This is a genomic window from Xanthomonas theicola, assembly GCF_014236795.1.
GTDB lineage: Bacteria > Pseudomonadota > Gammaproteobacteria > Xanthomonadales > Xanthomonadaceae > Xanthomonas_A > Xanthomonas_A theicola.
On sequence record NZ_CP049017.1, the window covers coordinates 2,823,622 to 2,843,722 of the forward strand.

The following is a 20,101-nucleotide window of genomic DNA, read 5'->3' on the forward strand; positions in this document are numbered from 1 at the left end:
ACGCTGGCGGCACCCCCCTCGCCGCGACGGCGGATCGCACTGCGGCGCGGTCCGATCGCCGAGCCGGCCTACCCCGTGGGCCGTCGTACGCGGGCGGCTTGCTCCCCGGCGCCGTCGTCGACGCCTTGCGCGCCATTCGCGCGCCAGCGCGACGCGCGGCTTGGCATCGCCGGCCGCATCCGGATAATCGACCGGCTGACCTGCGGCACCCGCCGCCGCGTTCCCCCCATAGGTGTTCCCTGCGCATGACCGATCTCGCCCGCCCCGCCTTCCATGGTTTCGAACAGCTGCCGCTGCGCGAATACGCCGAACGCGCCTACCTCGACTACTCCATGTACGTGGTGCTGGACCGCGCCCTGCCGTTCCTCGGCGACGGCCTGAAGCCGGTGCAGCGGCGCATCGTCTATGCGATGAGCGAGCTGGGCCTGAACGCGGCGGCCAAACCGAAGAAGTCCGCGCGCACCGTCGGCGACGTGATCGGCAAGTACCACCCGCATGGCGACAGCGCCTGCTACGAAGCCCTGGTGCTGATGGCGCAGCCGTTCTCGTACCGCTACCCGCTGATCGAGGGCCAGGGCAACTTCGGCTCCACCGACGATCCCAAGTCGTTCGCGGCGATGCGCTACACCGAATCCAAGCTGACCCCGATCGCCGAGGTGCTGCTCGGCGAGTTGGGCCAGGGTACGGTGGACTGGTCGCCGAACTTCGACGGCACCCTGGACGAGCCGACCTGGATGCCGGCGCGGTTGCCGCACCTGCTGCTCAACGGCACCACCGGCATCGCCGTGGGTATGGCCACCGACGTGCCGCCGCACAACCTCAACGAGATCGTCGCCGCGCTGATCCACCTGCTCGACGATCCGGACGCCAGCGTCGCCGACCTGTGCGAACACGTGCGCGGCCCCGACTACCCGACCAGCGCCGAGATCATCACCCCGGCCGCCGACCTGCGCGCGCTCTACGAGACCGGGCACGGCAGCGCGCGCGCGCGCGCCACGTTCCAGAAGGAACACGCCAACATCGTGGTCACCGCGCTGCCCTACCAGGTGTCGCCGTCGAAGGTGATCGAGCAGATCGCGCAGCAGATGCGCGCCAAGAAGCTGCCGTGGCTGGAGGACATCCGCGACGAGTCCGACCACGCCAACCCGGTGCGGGTGGTGCTGGTGCCGCGCTCCAACCGGGTCGACGCCGAGCAGTTGATGGGCCACCTGTTCGCCACCACCGACCTGGAGCGCAGCTACCGGGTCAACCTCAACGTGATCGGCCTGGACGGCCGCCCGCAGGTCAAGAACCTCAAGACCCTGCTGGAGGAATGGCTGCGCTTCCGCAGCGACACCGTGGTGCGCCGGCTCAACCATCGCCTGGAGAAGGTGGAGCGGCGCCTGCACCTGTTGCAAGGCCTGCTGGTCGCGTTCCTCAACCTGGACGAAGTGATCCGCATCATCCGCGGCGAGGACGAGCCCAAGCCGGCGCTGATCGCGCGCTTCGGGCTGAGCGAGGAACAGGCCGACTACATCCTGGAAACCCGCCTGCGCCAGCTGGCGCGGCTGGAGGAGATGAAGATCCGCGGCGAGCAGGACGCGCTGGCCAAGGAGCGCGAACAGCTGCAGGCGGTGCTGGCCAGCAAGACCAAGCTGAAGAAGATGATCAAGGACGAGCTGGTCGCCGACGCCAAGAAGTTCGGCGACGCGCGGCGCTCGCCGTTGGTGCAGCGCGGCGCGGCGCAGGCGATCGACGAGACCGAGCTGGTGCCGAGCGAGCCGATGACCGTCGTGATGTCGGAGAAGGGCTGGATCCGCGCGGCCAAGGGCCACGACGTGGATCCGGCCGGCCTGTCCTATCGCGACGGCGACAGCCTGCTGGCGGCGGTGCGCGGGCGCAGCACGCAGCAGGTGGCGTTCCTGGATTCGGAAGGCCGCGCCTACTCCACGCTGGCCCATACCCTGCCCTCGGCGCGCGGCAACGGTGAGCCGCTGACGGGGCGCTTCTCTCCCGCGTCCGGCGCGTCGTTCCAGGCCATGGCCAGCGGCGACAACGACAGCCGGCTGGTGCTGGCGTCCTCGCACGGCTACGGCTTCGTCACCCGCTTCGAGAACCTGACCAGCCGCAACAAGGCCGGCAAGGCGATGCTCCACCTGACCCCGAACGCGAAGGTGCTGCCGCCGGCCTCGGTCGGCAATGCCGCGACCGACCGCATCGTCGCGGTGACCAGCGCCGGCCACCTGCTGGCGTTCCCGATCGCCGACCTGCCCGAGCTGGACAAGGGCAAGGGCAACAAGCTCATCGACATCCCCAAGGCCAAGCTCGGCACCGAGCGGGTGGTGGCGATCGCCGCGGTCGCGCCGGGCAACACGCTGCTGGTGAAGAGCGGCCAGCGCACCATGTCGCTGTCGTTCAAGGACCTGGACGCGTACCTGGGCGCGCGCGCCAGCCGCGGCGGACTGCTGCCGCGCGGCTGGCAGAAGGTGGACGATCTGGCGGTGGAGTGATCAGGGAGCCGGGATTCGGGATTGGTGACGGCCAATCGGCCCTTTCGGGCCGATTGGTCTACTTGGCAGGACGCTCGCGGGCCGTCACTCCGCTACCCCGGCGCCGATCTTCGAAGTCTGGTACAGGGCCAGGCCGATGCGCCTGATCAGGCCCAACTGCTGTTCCAGCCACCAGGCGTGGTCTTCCTCGGTATCCTGCAACTGCTCAAGCAGGATGTCGCGGCTGACGTAGTCGCCGTGCCGCTCGCACAGCGCCATGCCCGCCGCCAGGTTCGCGCGCACCTCGTATTCGACCTGCAGGTCCTTTTCCAGCATGTCCTCGACCGTGCGGCCCGGCGCGAACGCGTGCGGGCGCATGTCCGGGTCGCCTTCCAGGAACAGGATGCGCCGCAGCAGCGCGTCGGCGTGCTCGGTCTCCTCTTCCATCTCGTGGTGGATGCGCGCGTACAGCACCTGCAGGCCCTGGTCCTCGTAGCGCCGCGAATGGATGAAATACTGGTCGCGTGCGGCGAGCTCGCCGCGCAGCAGGTCCTTGAGGCATTGCACAACGTCAGGGTGTCCCTTCATCGGGGCAGGCTCCGTGTCATCCGAGACGGCCATAATGCCCGAGCCGCGCGCGCGACGTTCCAATCGGAATCATTAGCATCCCGGTTCCCGCGCGCGGCGACGCGGAAGCGACACGCAGCCGCGCCTACACTTCAGGATTGGCCGACGGAGAAGCGCGGATGCGGAACAGGCGGGCACGATGGGGGCGATGGCTGGCGGCGCTGGCGATCGCGGCGGTGCTGCTGCTGTGGCTGCTGCTGCGCGGCAGCCTGGCCACACTCGACGGCCAGGCCGATCTGGACGGCTTGGCGGCGCCGGTGCGGATCCAGCGCGACGCCCTCGGCGTGGTCGGCATCGACGCCGGCAGCGAAGCCGATGCAATGCGCGCGCTCGGCTACGTGCATGCGCAGGAGCGCTACTTCGAAATGGACCTGATGCGCCGCGCCGCCGCCGGCGAGCTGTCCGCGTTGCTCGGCAACGCCACCCTCGCCACGGACCAGCAGCGCCGCGTGCACCGTTTGCGCGCGCGCGCCACCGCGCAACTGGCCGGCTTCGGCGGCAGCCATGGCGCGGCATTGCGGGCCTACAGCGCCGGCGTCAATGGCGGCCTGCACGCGCTGCGGGTGCGGCCGTGGCCGTATCTGCTGCTGTTCAAGGCCCCGCGCGCATGGCAGCCGGTGGACTCGGCACTCGCCGGCGAGGCGATGTATTTCGACCTGCAAGGCACGCAATCCGGCCGCGAACTGGGGCTGTACCGCCTGCAGCAGCACTTGCCGGCAGCGCTGTTCGCGCTGCTGCGCCACGACGGCAGCAGTTGGGACGCCGCCCTGCACACGCCGGCACGCGGCGACGCGGTCCTGCCCGACGCCAGCCAGGTCGACCTGCGCCACCTGCCGGACGCCGCGCCCAGCGGCGGCGTCCAGGAGCCTGCCGCACCCGGCAGCAACAACTGGGCGATCGCCGGCAGCCGCAGCAAGGACGGCCGCGCCATCGTCGCCAACGACATGCATCTGCGGCTGGGTGCGCCCAGCCTGTGGTTCCGGGTGCGGCTGCGCTACGCCGACGCGCAGGCGCCGGGCGGCCGCGTGGATGTCGCCGGCTTTTCGCTGCCGGGCCTGCCGGCGGTCGTCGTCGGCAGCAACGGCCATGTCGCCTGGGGCTTCACCAACAGCTATGCCGACACCTCCGACTGGTACCGGGTGAGCCCCTGCGCCGCCAGGCCGCAACCCGGCTGCACGGCGGTCGTCCGTCACCGCGAACGGATCGAGGTGGCCGGCGGCGCGGAGGTCGCGCTGGAAGTGGAAGACACCGTGTACGGTCCGATCCTGCGGCACGAGCCGGACGGCAGCGCGCTGGCGCAGCGCTGGGTGGCGCACCTGCCCGGCGCGCTGAACCTGGGGCTGGCCGATCTGGCCCGCGCCGATTCCCTCGCCGGCGCCTTCGCCAGCGCGCAGCACATCGCCACGCCTGCGCAGAACCTGGTGCTGGCCGACGCGGCCGGCCGCATCGGCTGGCGCGTGCTCGGCGCGCTGCCGGTACGCGGCGCCGACTGCGCGGTCGACGAACCGGTCCACGACGTCCGCGCGACGGTACCGCCGGCACGGCGCTGCGCACCCTGGCCGATCTCCACCGTGCACTCGCCACAGCGGATCGACCCCGCCGATGGACAGCTGTGGACCGCCAATGCGCGCGTGGTCGGCGGCGACGAACTGGCGCTGCTCGGCGATGGCGGATACGCGCTGGGCGCGCGCGCGCGGCAGATCCGCGACGACCTGCGCCTGCGCCAACAGCACGACGAGCGCCAATTGCTGGCGATCCAACTCGATGACCGCGCGCTGCTGCTGCAGCGCTGGTGGGCGCTGCTGCAACGACACGACAATGCCGCCGCCACGCCCGCGCTGCACGCGCTGGCGCAGGCCAGCAAGCACTGGGAAGGCCACGCCGGCACCGATTCGGTGAGCTACCGGCTGGTGCGCGCCTGGCGCCTGGCGCTGCTGGCGCGGATCCGCGACGGCCTGACCGCCCCGGCCCGCGCCCGCTCGGGCGCGGATGAGGCGATGCCGCCGCTGCCGCAGTTGGAGGCGGTGGCATGGCCGCTGCTGCAACAGCAGCCGGCGCATCTGCTGCCGCGCCGCTACGGCAGCTGGCAGGCGTTGCTGGAAGACGCCGCAGTCGAGGTCCGCGACACGCTCGGCCAGCACGGTCCGCTGGCGCAGCGCAGTTGGGGCGAACAGAACACCGCCGCGATCTGCCATCCGCTGGCACGATCGCTGCCTGCGTTGCTGCAGCGCTGGCTGTGCATGCCGGCCGCGCCGCTGGCGGGCGACAACGACATGCCGCGGGTGCAGCGTCCGGACTTCGGCGCCTCCGAGCGCATGGTGGTGGCGCCTGGACACGAGGCCGACGGCATCGTGCACATGCCCGGCGGCCAGAGCGGCCATCCGCTGTCGCCGTTCTGGGGCGCCGGCCACGAGGACTGGGTGCGCGGCCGCGCCTCGCCGTTCCTGCCCGGCCCCGCGCGCTACACGCTGACATTACGGCCGCCTGCGCGACAATGAGCGATCGGCGCGCCGGCGGCGCGCGGCGCCGCGACGATCCCTCCTCCCCCAAGCGGAGCCTGTACCCGATGAATCCACGCCCCCTGCTCGCCCTGTTGTTGCCGCTCGCCGCCTGCCTGAGCAGCGGCCGCGCCACGGCAGCCACGCCCGCGCCTGCCGCGGCCACCGCCTGCAGCGTGCGCGCCGAACCGGGCGACGACCTGCAGGCCGCGGTCGACCGCGTACCCAACGACGGCAAGCCGGCCACGGTCTGCCTGAGCGCCGGCGACTTCCACGTGACCAAGCTGCTGTCGATCCAGCGCGACGGCCTGCGCCTGCGCGGCCAGGGCGATGCCACGGTGCTGCGCATGCGCGACGGCGTGCAGCAGCCGGTCATCGTGGTCGGCGACTACCAGAACGAACGCCCGCAGCGCCCGATCCGCGACGTCGGCATCGAGCAATTGCAGATCGTCGGCGGCAGCGCCGACCAGGAATTCATGCCCGAACGCCCGTACCTGAGCAACAGTCTGGTGGTGGTGCGCGCCGGCCAGAACATCCGCCTGTCCGGACTGCGCGTGAGCAAATGCCGCAGCGCCTGCCTGCTCAGCGAGTACGACAGCCGCGACCTGCTGATCGAGCGCAACGACGTGTCCGGCGCGATCTGGGACGGGGTCTCATTCAACCGCAGCGCCAAGGTCAGGCTGATCGACAACTACATCCACGACAACGTGGCCGCCGGCATCACCACCGAACACCTGGAAGACAGCGAGATCCGCAACAACCGCCTGGAGCGCAACGGCAGCCAGGGCGTGTACCTGGCCGATGCGCGGCGCAACCTGTTCGTCGGCAACCAGTTCACCGACAACAAGGGCGCCGGCATCTACCTGGCCTGCTCGATCCGCCAGCGCACCCCGGAAATCCTGTGCTGGGACAACAGCATGAGCCAGGACAACACGTTCGATGGCAACATCTTCAAGGGCAATCCCTACACCTACATGATCGGCGTGGATCGTGCAGCCAACTGCACCGGCGCAGACTTCCGCCCCAACCTGTGGCGCAGGAACAACCAGGCCGACGCCTCCGGCATCGACATCCAGCCCGAGCGCTACGGGCGCTGCGTGCGCTTCGAATAGGCGCCGTCGCGGCCGCGAGCCGCCCTCGCGCGGTTGCGGGCATCGAAAGCGGACCGTCCCCGGCGCAAGCAGCCACGCCGCCGTCCTGCACGGTCGCGGCGGCGGCGTGGCACGGACGATCCAGCCGCAGCCGACAGCGGCCTCGCCAGCCGCGCGACGGCGCTCACGCCAAGGCCTGGTCGTGCACGCCGGCCACCGCGCGGCCGGACGGATCGGCCATCGTCGCGAAGCTCGCATCCCAGGCGATCGCCGCCGGCGAGGAACAGGCGATCGACTTGCCGCCGGGCACGGTCTCGGCCGCGGCGGGGGTGGGGAACGCGCGCTCGAACAGCGTGCGGTAGTAATAGGCTTCCTTGGTCTGCGGCGGGTTGACCGCGAAGCGCTTGTCGGCCGCGGCCAGTTCGCGGTCGCCGACCTGCGCCTGCGCCTGCGCCTTCAGCCCGTCGATCCAGCCGTAGCCGACGCCGTCGCTGAACTGCTCCTTCTGCCGCCACAGGATCGACTCGGGCAGATGGCCCGCGAACGCCTCGCGCAGCACCGCCTTCTCGATGCGCTTGCGGCCATCGGCGCCCACCCCCGCCATCTTGTACTGCGCGTCCATGCGCATCGCCACGTCCAGGAACTCCACGTCCAGGAACGGCACGCGCGGCTCCACGCCCCAGGCCATCATCGACTTGTTGGCGCGCAGGCAGTCGTAGTTGTGCAGCGCATCCAGCTTGCGGACCAGCTCCTCGTGGAACTCGCGCGCGTTCGGCGCCTTGTGGAAGTACAGGTAGCCGCCGAAGATCTCGTCGCTGCCCTCGCCGGACAGCACCATCTTCACCCCCATCGCCTTGATCCGCCGCGCCAGCAGGAACATCGGCGTGGACGCGCGGATGGTGGTGACGTCGTAGGTCTCGATGTGCCGGATCACCTCCGGCAGCGCGTCCAGGCCTTCCTCGAAAGTGTACTCGAAGCCGTGGTGCACGGTGCCCAGGGCCTCGGCCGCGATCGCCGCGGCGGCCAGGTCGGGCGAGCCGTTGAGGCCGATCGCGAACGAATGCAGGCGCGGCCACCAGGCCTCGGCCTGGTCGTTGTCCTCGATGCGCTTGCGCGCGAAACGCGCGGCCACCGCCGCCACCAGCGACGAATCCAGGCCGCCGGACAGCAGCACGCCGTACGGCACGTCGGTCATCAACTGGCGGTGCACGGCGCGCTCGAACGCCTCGCGCAGTTCCTGCTTGCCCACCTCCACGCCCTGCACCGCCGCGTAGTCGCGCCACGGCTTGTGGTAGTACTGCAGCAGCTCGCCGCTGGCGCCATCGTAGTAGTGGCCGGGCGGGAACTGGGCGACGTCGGCGCAGCTGTCGGCCAGCGCCTTCATCTCCGAGGCCACCCGCAGCCGGCCCTGGGCGTCGTGGCCCCAGTACAGCGGGCACACTCCCATCGGATCGCGCGCGAGCAGCACGCGGCCGGCGGCCTTGTCCCACAGCGCGAAGGCGAAGATGCCGTTGAGCCGGTCGAGCAGCGCGGCCGGCGCGTCCTCGCGGTACAGCGCATTAATCACCTCGCAGTCCGAGCCGGTCTGGAACGCGTAGGGCCTGGCCAACTGCGCCTTCAGTTCGCGGTGGTTGTAGATCTCGCCGTTGACCGCCAGCGCCAGCTGCCCGTCGGCGGACAGCAGCGGCTGCGCGCCGCCGGCCGGATCGACGATGGCCAGGCGCTCATGCACCAGGATCGCGCCGTCGTCGACATACACGCCGCTCCAGTCCGGGCCGCGATGGCGCTGCCGCTGCGAGCACTCCAGCGCCTGCCGGCGCAGCGCCTGCACGTCGTCGCCGGGTTGCAGGCCGAAGATGCCGAAGATCGAACACATAGAGAACTCCTGGTCGTGGGGGGTTGGTCTTATTTCAATCCCCGGCCATGGATGGCCGGGTTCTTGTGGAGGGAACCACGCATCCCACGCATGCATAAAAAAACCCGCATCGGCCGATGCGGGTTTTCTGGAGGCTGGGCGTGGTGTTTCGGTAGCGCCTAGTCGCAGACCCGCATCGGCCGCGCACGATTGCCGGCCAGCGCATTATTGCGGCCGTTGACGGGGGTCGGGCGGAGCGCGGACAGCGAGGTCATGCGGCGAACGTAACCCGGCCGGCACAGCGGCGCAACCGTTACGACAGCAACCGTTCGATCAGGCGCAGGTACAGCGCCGGCAGCGCCTCCAGATCGGCCACGTGCACGTGCTCGTCCACCTGGTGGATGCTGGCGTTGACCGGGCCGACCTCGATGCACTGCGCGCCCAGCGGCGCGATGAAGCGCGCGTCGGAGGTGCCGCCGCCGGTGCTTTCCTCCGGCGGCGCACCGGCGAAGGCGCCCAGCACCTGCCGCGCCACGCTGCGCAGCGTGCCTTCGGGGGTATAGAACGGTTCGCCGCTGCGATGCCAGCGCACACTGTAGTCCAGGCCGTGGCGGTCGAGCAGCGCGGCGATCTCCGCTTCCAGCCGCGGCGCGTCCCAGTGCGGGGTGTAGCGCAGGTTGAAGGCCGCCTGCAGGTCGCCGGGGATCACGTTGCTGGCGCCGGTGCCGGCGTGCAGGTTGGAGATCTGCAGGCTGGTCGGCGGGAAGCGCTCGTAGCCGTCGTCCCAGTGCCGCGCGACCAGTTCGGCCAGCGCCGGCGCGGCCAGGTGGATCGGGTTGCGCGCCTTGTGCGGATAGGCGACATGCCCCTGCACTCCGCGCACCGTCAGCGCGGCGGACAGGCTGCCGCGGCGGCCGACGCGCAGCAGGTCGCCGAGCCGCTCCGTGGAGGACGGTTCGCCGGTGATGCACCAGTCGATGCGCTCGCCGCGCGCGCGCAAGGTCTCGGCGACCTTGCGCACGCCGTCCAACGCGTCGCCTTCCTCGTCGGAGGTCAGCAGCAGCGCCAGCGTGCCGGGATGGTCCGGATGCGCGGCGACGAACTGCTCGGCGGCGACCACGAACGCGGCCACCCCGCTCTTCATGTCGGCGGCGCCGCGCCCGTACAGCACGCCGTTGCGGATCTGCGGGGCGAACGGATCGCTGGCCCAGGCCTCGCGCGGTCCCGGCGGCACCACGTCGGTGTGGCCGAGCAGCGCCAGCACCGGGCCGTGGTTGCCGGCGCCATGGGTGGCCCACAGGTTGTCGACCCGGCCGAAGCGCAGCCGCTCGATGGCGAAGCCGGCGCGCGCCAGCCGCTGCGCGATCAGTTCCTGGCAGCCGGCGTCGTCGGGCGTCAGCGACGCGCGGGCGATCAGTTCGCAGGTAAGGTCAACAACGTCGGACATGAGTAGGAAACCACTGTAGGAGCGGCTTCAGCCGCGACAGGATGCAGAGCGTGCCACGCACGCCTGCAGTGCGAACGGTCGACGTGCGCTCGGACATCCTTTGGGCCATGGTCGCGGCTGAAGCCGCTCCTACAGGGAGCGCAAGCACGACTGACGCCTAGCCCACGCCGAAGCGCTGCTTGAAGCCGTTGTCGGAAAAGCCCTGGCTGAGCCGGCCGTCGCCGGTGATGACCAGCGGCCGCCGGATCAGTTGCGGATGCTCGCGCAGCAACAGTTTCCACTCGGCCTCGGAAACGGGCATTTTCCTGTTGTCCGGCAGTTGCCGCCACGTGGTCGAGGACTTGTTGACCAGTGCGTCGAAGCCGCCCGCCTTGCCGGCCCATTCGAGCACGGTCTCGGGGGCGGGCGTGTGCTCGCGGTAATCGACGAAGGTGTGGGCGATGCCGAAACGGTCCAGCCACTTCCTCGCCTTCTTGCAGGTGTCGCAGTTCTTCAGTCCGTACAGCGTGGTCATCGGCGATGTCCCGAAAAAGCGCAGAAACGCCCGTCTGCCGGGCGCACGAGGATGCGTCAATCGGCCAGGCCGCGCAGCAGTTCGTTGACGCTGGTCTTGCCGCGGGTCTTGGCGTCGACCCGCTTGACGATCACCGCGCAGTACAGCGAGTGCGAGCCGTCCTTGGCCGGCAGCTGGCCGGACACCACCACGCTGCAGGGCGGCACGTAGCCATAGGAGATCTCGCCGGTGGCGCGGTCGTAGATGCGCGTGCTCTGGCCGATGAACACGCCCATGCCGATCACGCTGTGGTGGCCGACCACCACGCCTTCCACCACTTCCGAACGCGCGCCGACGAAGCAGTGGTCCTCGATGATGGTCGGGCCGGCCTGCAGCGGCTCGAGCACGCCGCCGATGCCGGCGCCGCCGGACAGGTGGCAGTGCTTGCCGATCTGCGCGCACGACCCCACCGTGGCCCAGGTATCGACCATGGTGCCTTCGCCCACGTGCGCGCCGATGTTGGTGAAGCTCGGCATCAGCACCACGTCCCTGCCGAAGTGGCTGCCGCGGCGCGCGATCGCGCCCGGCACCACGCGCACGCCGGCCTTGCGGAACTCGGCCTCGTGGTAGCCGGCGAAGCGCGATTCGACCTTGTCCCAGAACGGCGCCGGCTGCGCCTCGACCACGGTCATCTCGTTGACGCGGAAGTACAGCAGCACCGCCTTCTTCAGCCACTCGTTGACCGTCCAGGCGCCGCGCCCGTCGGGCTCGGCGACGCGGAACTCGCCACTTTCCAGGCCGTCGATGACGCGGTTGACCACCGGCCGGGTCGAGCCTTCGATCTCGTCCAGGGTCAACGCGGCGCGGCGTTCGAAGGCGCTGTCGATGGTGAACTTCAGCTCGTCGGCGCTGGGGCCAGCGGCCGGCTTGGCGCGTAGCGGCCTGGCCGGCGCCTTCGGCGCGGCCGCGGGTTGGGCGGCCGCGGCGGCGGCGACGGTCTTGACCGCGGCCTTCTTCGCGGTGGCCTTCCTGGCGGCGGGCTTGGGGGCAGCGGGCTTCTTGCCGGCGGCAGGCTTCTTGATGGCGGCAAGCTTCTTGATGGCCATTAGCGTGATTCTCCAGGCGGGGTATCGGGATCCAGGCAGGCCTGCAATGCGGCGTGCAGCGCCTGGCGGGAAGCGTCGGGCAACGGCAGGTTGTGCTCGTCGGTGATCTGGAACAGGTCTTCGGCGCGCTCGCCGAAGGTGGCGATGCGCGCGTCGTGCACGCGCAGCTGGTGGCGGCGCAGCACCTGCGCCACGTTCGACAGCAGGCCGGGCCGGTCCGGCGCGACCAGGCTCAGTCGGGTGCGGCGGCCGTCCACGCTCTCGCGGAATTCGATGCGCGGCGCGAAACGGAAATGCCGCAGCTGCCGCGGCACCACGCGCCGCGCCGGGCGCAGCCGGGTCAGGTCGCCGCTCAGCGCCTCGCGCAGCGCCGCTTCCAGCTGCGCGGTGTCGCCGCTGGCGAAGGCATCAGCCGGCATCACCTCGAAGGTATCGAAGATCGCCTCGTGCGGCGCATCGAGCACGCGGGCGCGGTGGATGCCGTAGCCGAGCCGGTCCAGGGTCATCACGATCGCGGCGAACAGGCCGTCGCGGTCCGGGGAATACACGAAGACTTCCAGCGCATCGTCGTCGGGCGTGACCGGGCGCACCTTGACCAGGGTGCCGCCCAGTTCCACTTCCATCAGCGAACTCGCCTGCCAGGCCAGTTGCTCGGGGCGGAAGCGCAGGAAGCTCTCGTCCGGCATGCCGGCGAACTGACGGTCGATGACCGCGTCGTCGTGGCCCTGGATGTGCATCAGCGCGCGGGTGGCCTCGCGCGCCTCCTGCACGTGCTCGGCCACCGGCCGCGGATGCTCCAGGCCGTCGCGCAGCGCGCGCCGGGCGGCGAAGTACAGGTCGGCCAGCAAGCGGTCCTTCCACGCGTTCCACAGCTTGGGGCTGGTGCCGGCGATGTCGGCGCAAGTCAGCAGGTACAGATAATCCAGGCGCTCGCGGTCGCCGACCAGGCTGGCGAAGCGGTGGATCACTTCGGCATCGGAGATGTCCTGCTTCTGCGCGGTCACCGACATGCGCAGGTGCTGCTCGACCAGCCAGGCGACCAGTTCGGTATCGGCCGCGCTGAGCCCGTGGCCGGCGCAGAACACGCGCGCGTCGACCGCGCCAAGTTCGGAATGGTCGCCGCCGCGGCCCTTGGCGATGTCGTGGAACAGCCCGGCCAACAACAGCAGCTCCGGCTTGCGCAGCCGCGGCCAGACCTCGTGCGCGATCGAGAAACGGTCGTCGGCGCGCGCGCCGGCGAACACGGCGATGTTCTTCAGCACCATCAGCGTGTGCTGGTCCACCGTGTACACGTGGAACAGGTCGAACTGCATGCGCCCGGACACCTGCGCGAACGCCGGGATCCACTGCCCGAGCACGCCCAGCCGTGCCATCCGGGTCAGCGTCTGCACCGCGCGCGGGCCGCGCAGCAAGGCCAGAAAACGCTCGCGCGCCGGCGCGCCGGCGCTGTCGTAGGCGGGCAGGCGCGGCAGCGCTTCGGCCAGCGCCCGCGCGGTCAGCGAATGCAGGCCGTGCACCTCGCCGTGCGCGGCCCAGGTCGCGAACAGCGCGAACACCTGCATCGGATCGGCCTGCGGCCAAGCGGCGGCGTCGGCGACCAGGTAGCCGCGGCGCAGCGAAAAGCCGCCGCCCAGCAGCCGTGGCTGCACCTCGCCGTCGAACTGTTCCTCGAAGCGCTGCAGCAGCCGGTCGCTGATGCGCCGGATCAGCGCCGCGCTGCGATAGAAGCGCTGCATCATCTTCTCGACGCCCAGGCTCTCCGGATCGTCGACATCGCCCAGGCGCTGCGCCAGCGCCTTCTGATAATCGAAGCGCAACCGCTCCTCCAAGCGACCGGCCACCAGGTGCAGGCCGAAGCGCAACCGCGCCAGCGCCTTGCGCTCGCGCGCCAGCGCGTCGGCCTCGTCGTTGCCGACGTGGCCCAGCCCGACCAGCGCCTGCAGATCGCGCACGCCGAACGCGCGCAGCGCCATCCAGCCCAGCGTATGCAGGTCGCGCAGTCCGCCCGGGCCGTCCTTGATGTCCGGCTCCAGGTTGTCGGCGGTGTCGCCGAAGCGCTGGTGGCGGAGCTGCAGTTCCTCGCGCTTGGCAAGGAAAAATTCGCGCGGCGGCCATACCTGCTGCGGCGCGATCGCCGCGGCCAGCGACGCCCTGGCCGCGGCGTCGGCGAGCAGCGGGCGCGCCTCGATCAGCGCGGTCAGCACGGTCTGGTCGGCGCAGGCGGCGGTGCATTGCGCGGCCGAGCGCACCGCATGGCTCACCGGCACGCCGGCGTGCCAGAGCAGTGCGAACAGCCGCGCCAACGCCGGTTCGTGCGCGCGCTGGCGCCCGGCTTCGCCGAGCACCAGCAGGTCGATGTCCGAGCGCGGGAACAGTTCGCCGCGGCCGTAGCCACCGACCGCGAACAGCGCCAGCCCGGCGTCGCGCGGCAGGCAGCGGCTCCAGGCGTGCCCGATCAACTGGTCCAGCGCGCGCGCGCGCAGCGCCAGCAGGCGGTCGATGGCGTCGCCGTGGTCGAAGCGCTTGCTCAGCCGCGCGTCGGCCTGGGCCAGCAACTGCCGGGCGGCCGCAGCCCAGTCGGCATCGTCGGCGGCCGCATCGGGCATGCCGGCGTCGCTGCCGGCCGGCAGCAGGCTCACGGCTCGCCGAGGCCGCCGGGCGACAGGGTCAGCACATCCACGCCGTCCTCGGTGACCGCGATCATGTGCTCCCATTGCGCCGACAGCTTGCGGTCCTTGGTCACCACGGTCCAGCCGTCCGGCAGCACCCGGGTGTAGCGCAAGCCCTCGTTGATCATCGGCTCGATGGTGAAGGTCATGCCCGGCTTCAGCAACAGGCCTTCGCCGGGACGGCCGTAGTGCAGCACCTGCGGTTCGTCGTGGTAGACCTTGCCGATGCCGTGGCCGCAATACTCGCGCACCACGCTGAAGCGCTGGCTTTCGGCGTACTGCTGGATCGCGTTGCCGACGTCGCCCAGCGTGGCGCCCGGCCGCACTGCGCGGATGCCGCGCCACATCGCCTCGTAGGTCGCCTCGACCAGGCGCCGCGCCATCACCGACGGCGTGCCGACGTAGTACATGCGGCTGGTGTCGCCGTGCCAGCCGTCCTTAATCACGGTGACGTCGATGTTGACGATGTCGCCGTCCTTCAGCACCTTGCTGTCGTTGGGGATGCCATGGCAGATCACGTTGTTCACCGAGCTGCACACCGTCTTCGGGTAGCCGCGGTAGCCGACGTTGGCCGGCACCGCCTGCTGCACGTTGACGATGTGGTCGTGACAGATGCGGTCGAGTTCGGCGGTGGTGGCGCCCGGCTTCACATGCGGGGCGACCACGTCGAGCACCTCGGCGGCCAATCGCCCGGCCACGCGCATCAGTTCGATTTCCTGTTTGGTTTTCAGATTGACGCTCATGCCCGGATTATCGCCGATCCGCGCCGAATCTGAACGCACCCCTGATACCCGTTCAGGCCATGAAGGGAAAGTGAGTGCCAATCCAGTCCGGTGAAGGCATCCCATTCATCGCGGCGCGCCGCAACGTCAAAAGAATGGCCCTGGCGAAGAGTGATTAAAATCACGGAAAACAAGCGGTTGGACGGTTACAACTGCACATAGCTGGCATGGCCGGTGCAAAGACCAGCCCGAACTCCTCGTCACTGCAGATAGACCCCCGGAGTCAAGGAAATTGTCAATGCGTACTGTCCTGTCCTGTCTCACCTGTGCCGTGTTGGCCACGGCTTCCGCCGATGCCGCCGCCGCGGACACCACCACGTTCAACGTCAAGATGACCGTCACCAAGGCCTGCACGATCACGGCCGCCGCGGCGGTGGACATGGACTTCGGCTCGGTGCTGTCGACCTCCACCAGCAATGCCGACGCGCAGGGCAGCGTGACCGCCCAGTGCACCGCGCAGACCCCCTACAGCATCGCGCTCAGCGCCGGCGCCCACGCCAGCACCGCCAACGACGTGACCACGCGGCGCATGAAGCTCACCGATGCCACCGTGACCACCAACAACTACGTCGGCTACCAGCTCTACCAGGACACCGGCCGCAGCACGGTCTGGGGCAGCACCGCCGGCGCCAACACCCTCAGCCGCAGCGCCACCGGCAACAACGAGGTCTATCCGGTGTACGGCCGCGTGACCAACCCGGCCGGCAACAACGCCGCGGCCGGCAGCTACCAGGACACCATCACCGCCACCATCACCTACTGAACTCGCGATGAAAACCGGGAACCAGGGCGAAAGCCGCGGCGCAGGCCGTCGCGGCGGGCTCTCGTGGAGACTGGCGCTGCTGGCCGCGCTCGGCGGCGGCCAGGCGGCGGCGGCGAGCCTGCAGTTGGCACCGACCATGCTGAGCCTGGCGCCGGAGCAGAACGCCGACGGCCTGTGGCTGAGCAACAGCGGCAGCGCGCCGGTACAGGTGCAGGTGCGCGCCTACCGCTGGACCCAGCACGACGGCAACGAGGAACTGCAGCCCACCCAGGAACTGCTGATCAGCCCGCCGATGCGCTCGCTGCCGGCCGGCGAACGCCAGCTGATCCGGGTCATCCGTGCCGACCCGGCGGCACCGGCGGAGGAGGTGGCCTACCGGGTGATCGTCGACGAGTTGCCGCGCCCGCAGGCCGAGCGCGCCGGCATGCAGTTCGTGCTGCGCTACTCGGTGCCGGTATTCGTGCTGCCGCGACAGCCGCAGCCGCCGCAGCCGGACCTGCGGGCGCGGCTGCGGCGCGATGCGGACGGCACCGCGTCGCTGGAGGTCGGCAACCGCGGCAGCGCGCACGCGCAGATCGCCGACCTGCGGCACATCGCCGACGGTTCGCCGCGCTTCGCGCTGGATGGCCTGGTCGGCTACGTCCTGCCGGGCCAGACCATGCGCTGGTCGCTGGGCAGGCCGCTGAGCGCCTTCCCGCTGGGTGTGTTCACCGCAAGGATCAACGGTGAGGCGGACGAGCGCACGCTCCTCACGCTGTCCGCGTCGCCTTGAGCGCCTGCTGATGCTCGCGGCCCTGGCGTCCCCGCCGCTTTCCTGCCGCGCCGATGCGACCGACGCGGGTGAACCGCCGACGCCCGCTCCCGCCGCACCCGAGCCCCAGACGCTGTACCTGGACGTCGCCGTCAACCGCACCGACCGCGGGCTGGCGCCGTTCGAGCTGCGCGCCGGCACCCTGCGCGCCACGGTCGCCACCCTGCGCCAACTGGGCTTCACCCTGGCCGCGCGCGCGCCGGCCGACTGGATCGCGCTGGAGACACTGCAGAACGTGGACGTGCGCTACGACGCGGCGCTGCAGCAGATCTCCCTGCAGGCGCCGCTGGAGCAGCTGTCGCTGCCCACCACTGTGCTCAAGGCCGCCGACGAGGAGACGCCGCCGGCCTCGGCCTCGCCCGGCGTGCTGCTCAACTACGACCTGTACGCCACCCGCACCCAGACCAGCAGCAATGTGGCGCTGACCGCGGAACTGCGCGCGTTCGGCAGCGGGCCGGGCCTGTTCACCAGCACCTTGGTGCTGCGCGGCGGCGAGCGCCACCACGATTCGCGGCTGCACGGCGAGTCGGTGCGCCTGGACAGCGCCTGGCAGCTGGACTTCCCGGAATCGGCGGTCAGCCTCAGCGTAGGCGACTTCTACACCGGTTTCGTCGACTGGAGCCGCTCGGTACGGCTCGGCGGCGTGCAGGTGGGCAGCAACTACGGGCTGCAGCCGTACCGGATGCTGACGCCGACCCCGACCTTCCTCGGCGAGGCGGTGGTGCCTTCCACCGTGGAGCTGTACGTCGATGGCCTGCGCCAATACAACGGCGAGGCGCCGGTGGGACCGTTCCAGCTCGCCGCCCAGCCCGGCATCAGCGGCAACGGGAATGCCCGGATCGTGGTCACCGACGCCTTCGGCCGCGTCCGCACGCTGGACTTCGCCTTTTACGGCACCCAGCAGTTGCTGGCCAAGGGCGTGACCGACTGGTCGGCCGGCATCGGCCATCTGCGCAAGGACTACGGCGTGCGCTCGTTCGCCTACGAGTCCGAGCTGGTCGCCAGCGCGACCCAGCGGCGCGGCGTGCGCGAGGACTGCACCTACGAACTGCATGCCGAGGGCGGCGGCGGCGTGGCCACCGCGGGGGTGGGCGGTCTGTGGCAGCTGGGCAACGCCGGCGTGGTCAACCTCGCCTATGCCCATGGCCGGATGGGTGCGCGGCAGGGCGGCCAGTACACGCTCGGCTACAGCTGGAACAACCGCCACGTCAACGCCAGCGTGAACACCCAGCGCGCCCAGGACGGCTACCGCGACCTCGGTGCCCTGCAGGGCGCGCTGCCGGTGCGCGCCAGCGACAGCGCCGTGCTCGGCGTCAACTTCACCCGCTTCGGCTCGCTGGGCGTCAGCTACGTGCGCCTGAGCTACCCGCACGTGGACAGCACCCGCTACGCCAGCCTGTTCTGGTCGCAGACCTTCCGCGGCCACTGGTCCGCCAACCTGTCGTTGAACCAGAACCTGCACACCGGCGCGGACCGCAGCCTGTACTTCTCGCTCTCCACCAGCTTGGGGCAGAGCCGCCAGGCCAGCGCCGCGATCCAGCGCAATGGGCCGCGCACCAGCATGGTCGCCGACCTGAGCCAGCCGTTGCCGGGCGATGGCGAGGTCGGCGGGGTGGGCTGGCGCGTGCAGGCCAGCGCGGGCAACGACAGCAACGGCGGCCTGGCCGAGATCGGCTGGCTCAACCGGGTCGGCCGCTACGCGTTCGGCGCCGCGAGCCGGGGCGACACCCAGTACGGCTATGCCAGCGCCAGCGGCAGTCTGGTATGGATGCAGGGCCACACCTTCGCCGCCCGCGACATCGCCGACGCCTTCGCGCTGGTGTCCACCGACGGCTATGCTGAGGTACCGGTGCGGCTGGAGAACCGCCCGATCGGCGTCACCGACCGCAACGGCATCCTGCTGGTCACGCCGCTGCAGTCGTGGCAGCGCAACCGGCTGTCGATCGACGCGCTCGACCTGCCCGCGGACCTGCGGGTGGACCGGGTGGAGGCCTCGGTGACTCCACGCCAGCACTCCGGCCTGCAGGTGCGCTTCGGGCTGCAGCGGATCCGCGCCGCGACCGTGGTGCTGCAGGATGCGCAGGGGCGCGCCCTGGCGCTGGGCAGCACGGTGCGGGTGCACGGCCAGGACGCGCCGCCGGCCGTGGTCGGCTACGACGGCGAGACCTTCCTCGACAACCTGCAGCCGCACAACCGGCTCGACGTGGTCACGCCGGACGGCCCCTGCCGCGCGGAGTTCGACTACCCCGACGCGTCCGCCCCGTTGCCGCGGGTGGGGCCGCTGGCATGCCGGCCGGAGCCGGCGCCATGACCGCCCTTCGCGGTGTGCGGGCCGCCGCGGTGCTGGCCGCGCTGCTTCTGGCGCTGCTGCTGCCGGGCCGCGCGCGCGCCGACACCACCTGCACCGCCACCGCGGTCGGTGCGCTGGCGTTCGGCACGGTCTCGGCCACCGGCAACACCGACGTGTCCGCCACCTTCAACGTGGCCTGCAACACCGCTGCGCTGAGCGTGCTGGGCGCCACCCGCGTGCGCATGTGCCTGAGCATCGGCGACGGTAGCACCGGCAACGGCGCCTATACCCCGCGAGGCATGACCAACGCCGCCAGCGACGTGCTCGCCTACCAGATCTACACCGACGCCGCGCGCACCACGATCTGGGGCAACCTGGCCAACACCAGCGGCCCGGGCCCGCTGGCCTGGGACTTCAGCTACCCGGTGCCGGTGGTCACCGGCGGCTCGCAGACCTTCACCGTGACGCTCTACGCGCGCGTACCTACCGCGCAGACGGTGTCGGTCGGCGCCTACAACAGCGTCTTCAGCAGCGCCAACACCGCGCTGAACTACTCGTACAACGAAAGCATCATCGGCCCGCCAGCGACGCCGGCGACCTGCACCGCCGGCGGCACCGGCACCAAGAGCGCCACCGGCGCGTTCCCGTTCACCGCCAGCGCCGTGGTGGCGCCGCGCTGCAGCGCCTACGTCGCCACCGACCTGGACTTCGGCAGCGTCGGCGGCAGCATCCACCGCAGCGTCGACAGCGTCGCCACGCTCAGCATGGCCTGCACCAACCGCACTGCCTGGAACGTCGGCCTGGGCGACGGCCTCAACGCGGCCAACGGCGCGCGGCGGATGAAGCACAGCGCCGGCGCCGCGTACATCAACTACGACCTGTACCACGACAGCGCGCGCAGCCGCCGCTGGGGCTCGACGGTGGGCACCGACGTACTCAGCGGCATCGGCAACGGCAACACCCAGACCCTCACCGTCTACGGCCGGGTGCCCACCGGGCAGACCCCCGTCGCCGGCAGCTACAGCGACACGGTGATCGCGACGATCACATACTAGGTCCCACGCGCAGACCAGCGACCTAAAGTTCGGGCATCCCCGTGCCGATGAAACGCGTCAGGCATTCACAAAGCTGTAGCCGCCTCGTTCCGCGAACCCGTCCCAACCGCAGACATGGGCGGCGCGCATTTAAATAGTGTGCTATA

Annotated in this window: 14 protein-coding genes; 7 read left to right on the top strand and 7 right to left on the bottom strand. The window is 70.7% G+C overall.

What is annotated here, in order from left to right:
• Positions 1-245: 245 nt before the first annotated feature.
• Positions 246-2,489 (top strand): DNA topoisomerase IV subunit A, encoded by a 2,244-nt coding sequence (parC, locus tag G4Q83_RS13235; protein WP_128418557.1) that lies wholly within the window; start codon positions 246-248, stop codon positions 2,487-2,489.
• Positions 2,490-2,573: 84 nt separating this feature from the next.
• Here the strand turns inward: parC and bfr are convergent, their stop codons facing one another.
• The gene (bfr, locus tag G4Q83_RS13240; protein ID WP_128418558.1) at positions 2,574-3,056 is read right to left on the bottom strand and encodes a bacterioferritin; all 483 of its coding nucleotides are present in this window, start codon (positions 3,054-3,056) and stop codon (positions 2,574-2,576) included.
• Positions 3,057-3,214: 158 nt separating this feature from the next.
• Between bfr and G4Q83_RS13245 the strand changes: the two genes are divergently transcribed.
• Together G4Q83_RS13245 and G4Q83_RS13250 are read left to right on the top strand one after the other, a co-directional pair.
• A complete protein-coding gene (locus G4Q83_RS13245; RefSeq protein WP_128418559.1) occupies positions 3,215-5,593 on the top strand; it encodes a penicillin acylase family protein in 2,379 nt (792 codons plus the stop codon).
• Positions 5,590-6,705 carry a right-handed parallel beta-helix repeat-containing protein gene (locus G4Q83_RS13250; protein ID WP_386273154.1) on the top strand — a complete coding sequence of 372 codons (1,116 nt, stop codon included), beginning with the start codon at positions 5,590-5,592 and terminating at the stop codon, positions 6,703-6,705. The genes G4Q83_RS13245 and G4Q83_RS13250 overlap by 4 nt, the downstream gene beginning before the upstream one ends.
• A gap of 163 nt (positions 6,706-6,868) precedes the next feature.
• On the opposite strand, the gene asnB is transcribed toward G4Q83_RS13250, so the two are convergent.
• The 6 genes from asnB to map form a co-directional block, all read right to left on the bottom strand.
• Positions 6,869-8,560: an asparagine synthase B gene (gene asnB, locus G4Q83_RS13255; RefSeq protein ID WP_128418561.1), complete on the bottom strand. Its 1,692-nt coding sequence runs from the start codon at positions 8,558-8,560 to the stop codon at positions 6,869-6,871.
• A gap of 292 nt (positions 8,561-8,852) precedes the next feature.
• Complete coding sequence (dapE, locus tag G4Q83_RS13260) at positions 8,853-9,986, bottom strand: succinyl-diaminopimelate desuccinylase (RefSeq protein WP_128418562.1); 1,134 nt, start codon at positions 9,984-9,986, stop codon at positions 8,853-8,855.
• A gap of 157 nt (positions 9,987-10,143) precedes the next feature.
• A complete protein-coding gene (locus tag G4Q83_RS13265; protein ID WP_128418563.1) occupies positions 10,144-10,500 on the bottom strand; it encodes an arsenate reductase in 357 nt (118 codons plus the stop codon).
• A gap of 56 nt (positions 10,501-10,556) precedes the next feature.
• The gene (gene dapD / locus G4Q83_RS13270; RefSeq protein WP_128418564.1) at positions 10,557-11,585 is read right to left on the bottom strand and encodes a 2,3,4,5-tetrahydropyridine-2,6-dicarboxylate N-succinyltransferase; all 1,029 of its coding nucleotides are present in this window, start codon (positions 11,583-11,585) and stop codon (positions 10,557-10,559) included.
• Positions 11,585-14,191, bottom strand: a complete 2,607-nt coding sequence (locus G4Q83_RS13275; protein ID WP_128418617.1) for a [protein-PII] uridylyltransferase — start codon at positions 14,189-14,191, stop codon at positions 11,585-11,587. The genes dapD and G4Q83_RS13275 overlap by 1 nt, the downstream gene beginning before the upstream one ends.
• Positions 14,192-14,220: 29 nt before the next feature.
• Positions 14,221-14,997, bottom strand: coding sequence for a type I methionyl aminopeptidase (map, locus tag G4Q83_RS13280; protein WP_128418565.1), 777 nt, complete (start codon positions 14,995-14,997; stop codon positions 14,221-14,223).
• Positions 14,998-15,274: 277 nt separating this feature from the next.
• Here map and G4Q83_RS13285 point away from each other — a divergent pair, with 277 nt between their 5' ends.
• From G4Q83_RS13285 to G4Q83_RS13300, 4 genes are read left to right on the top strand one after another with little or no spacing between them, the layout of a single operon-like run.
• Positions 15,275-15,799 (top strand): Csu type fimbrial protein, encoded by a 525-nt coding sequence (locus tag G4Q83_RS13285; RefSeq protein WP_128418566.1) that lies wholly within the window; start codon positions 15,275-15,277, stop codon positions 15,797-15,799.
• 7 nt (positions 15,800-15,806) lie between these two features.
• Entirely contained in the window at positions 15,807-16,571 is a 765-nt protein-coding gene (locus G4Q83_RS13290) for a fimbrial biogenesis chaperone (RefSeq protein WP_128418567.1), read from the top strand.
• Positions 16,572-16,581: 10 nt separating this feature from the next.
• Positions 16,582-18,921: a fimbria/pilus outer membrane usher protein gene (locus G4Q83_RS13295; protein WP_128418568.1), complete on the top strand. Its 2,340-nt coding sequence runs from the start codon at positions 16,582-16,584 to the stop codon at positions 18,919-18,921.
• Positions 18,918-19,955 (top strand): Csu type fimbrial protein, encoded by a 1,038-nt coding sequence (locus G4Q83_RS13300; protein ID WP_128418569.1) that lies wholly within the window; start codon positions 18,918-18,920, stop codon positions 19,953-19,955. The genes G4Q83_RS13295 and G4Q83_RS13300 overlap by 4 nt, the downstream gene beginning before the upstream one ends.
• The last annotated feature ends 146 nt before the right edge of the window (positions 19,956-20,101 follow it).

Coding starts and splice junctions, on each gene's coding strand:
- parC (WP_128418557.1), top strand. CDS start 246: ATGACCGATCTCGCCCGCCCCGCCTTCCATGGTTTCGAACAGCTGCCG.
- bfr (WP_128418558.1), bottom strand. CDS start 3,056: ATGAAGGGACACCCTGACGTTGTGCAATGCCTCAAGGACCTGCTGCGC.
- G4Q83_RS13245 (WP_128418559.1), top strand. CDS start 3,215: ATGCGGAACAGGCGGGCACGATGGGGGCGATGGCTGGCGGCGCTGGCG.
- G4Q83_RS13250 (WP_386273154.1), top strand. CDS start 5,590: ATGAGCGATCGGCGCGCCGGCGGCGCGCGGCGCCGCGACGATCCCTCC.
- asnB (WP_128418561.1), bottom strand. CDS start 8,560: ATGTGTTCGATCTTCGGCATCTTCGGCCTGCAACCCGGCGACGACGTG.
- dapE (WP_128418562.1), bottom strand. CDS start 9,986: ATGTCCGACGTTGTTGACCTTACCTGCGAACTGATCGCCCGCGCGTCG.
- G4Q83_RS13265 (WP_128418563.1), bottom strand. CDS start 10,500: ATGACCACGCTGTACGGACTGAAGAACTGCGACACCTGCAAGAAGGCG.
- dapD (WP_128418564.1), bottom strand. CDS start 11,585: ATGGCCATCAAGAAGCTTGCCGCCATCAAGAAGCCTGCCGCCGGCAAG.
- G4Q83_RS13275 (WP_128418617.1), bottom strand. CDS start 14,191: ATGCCCGATGCGGCCGCCGACGATGCCGACTGGGCTGCGGCCGCCCGG.
- map (WP_128418565.1), bottom strand. CDS start 14,997: ATGAGCGTCAATCTGAAAACCAAACAGGAAATCGAACTGATGCGCGTG.
- G4Q83_RS13285 (WP_128418566.1), top strand. CDS start 15,275: ATGCGTACTGTCCTGTCCTGTCTCACCTGTGCCGTGTTGGCCACGGCT.
- G4Q83_RS13290 (WP_128418567.1), top strand. CDS start 15,807: ATGAAAACCGGGAACCAGGGCGAAAGCCGCGGCGCAGGCCGTCGCGGC.
- G4Q83_RS13295 (WP_128418568.1), top strand. CDS start 16,582: ATGCTCGCGGCCCTGGCGTCCCCGCCGCTTTCCTGCCGCGCCGATGCG.
- G4Q83_RS13300 (WP_128418569.1), top strand. CDS start 18,918: ATGACCGCCCTTCGCGGTGTGCGGGCCGCCGCGGTGCTGGCCGCGCTG.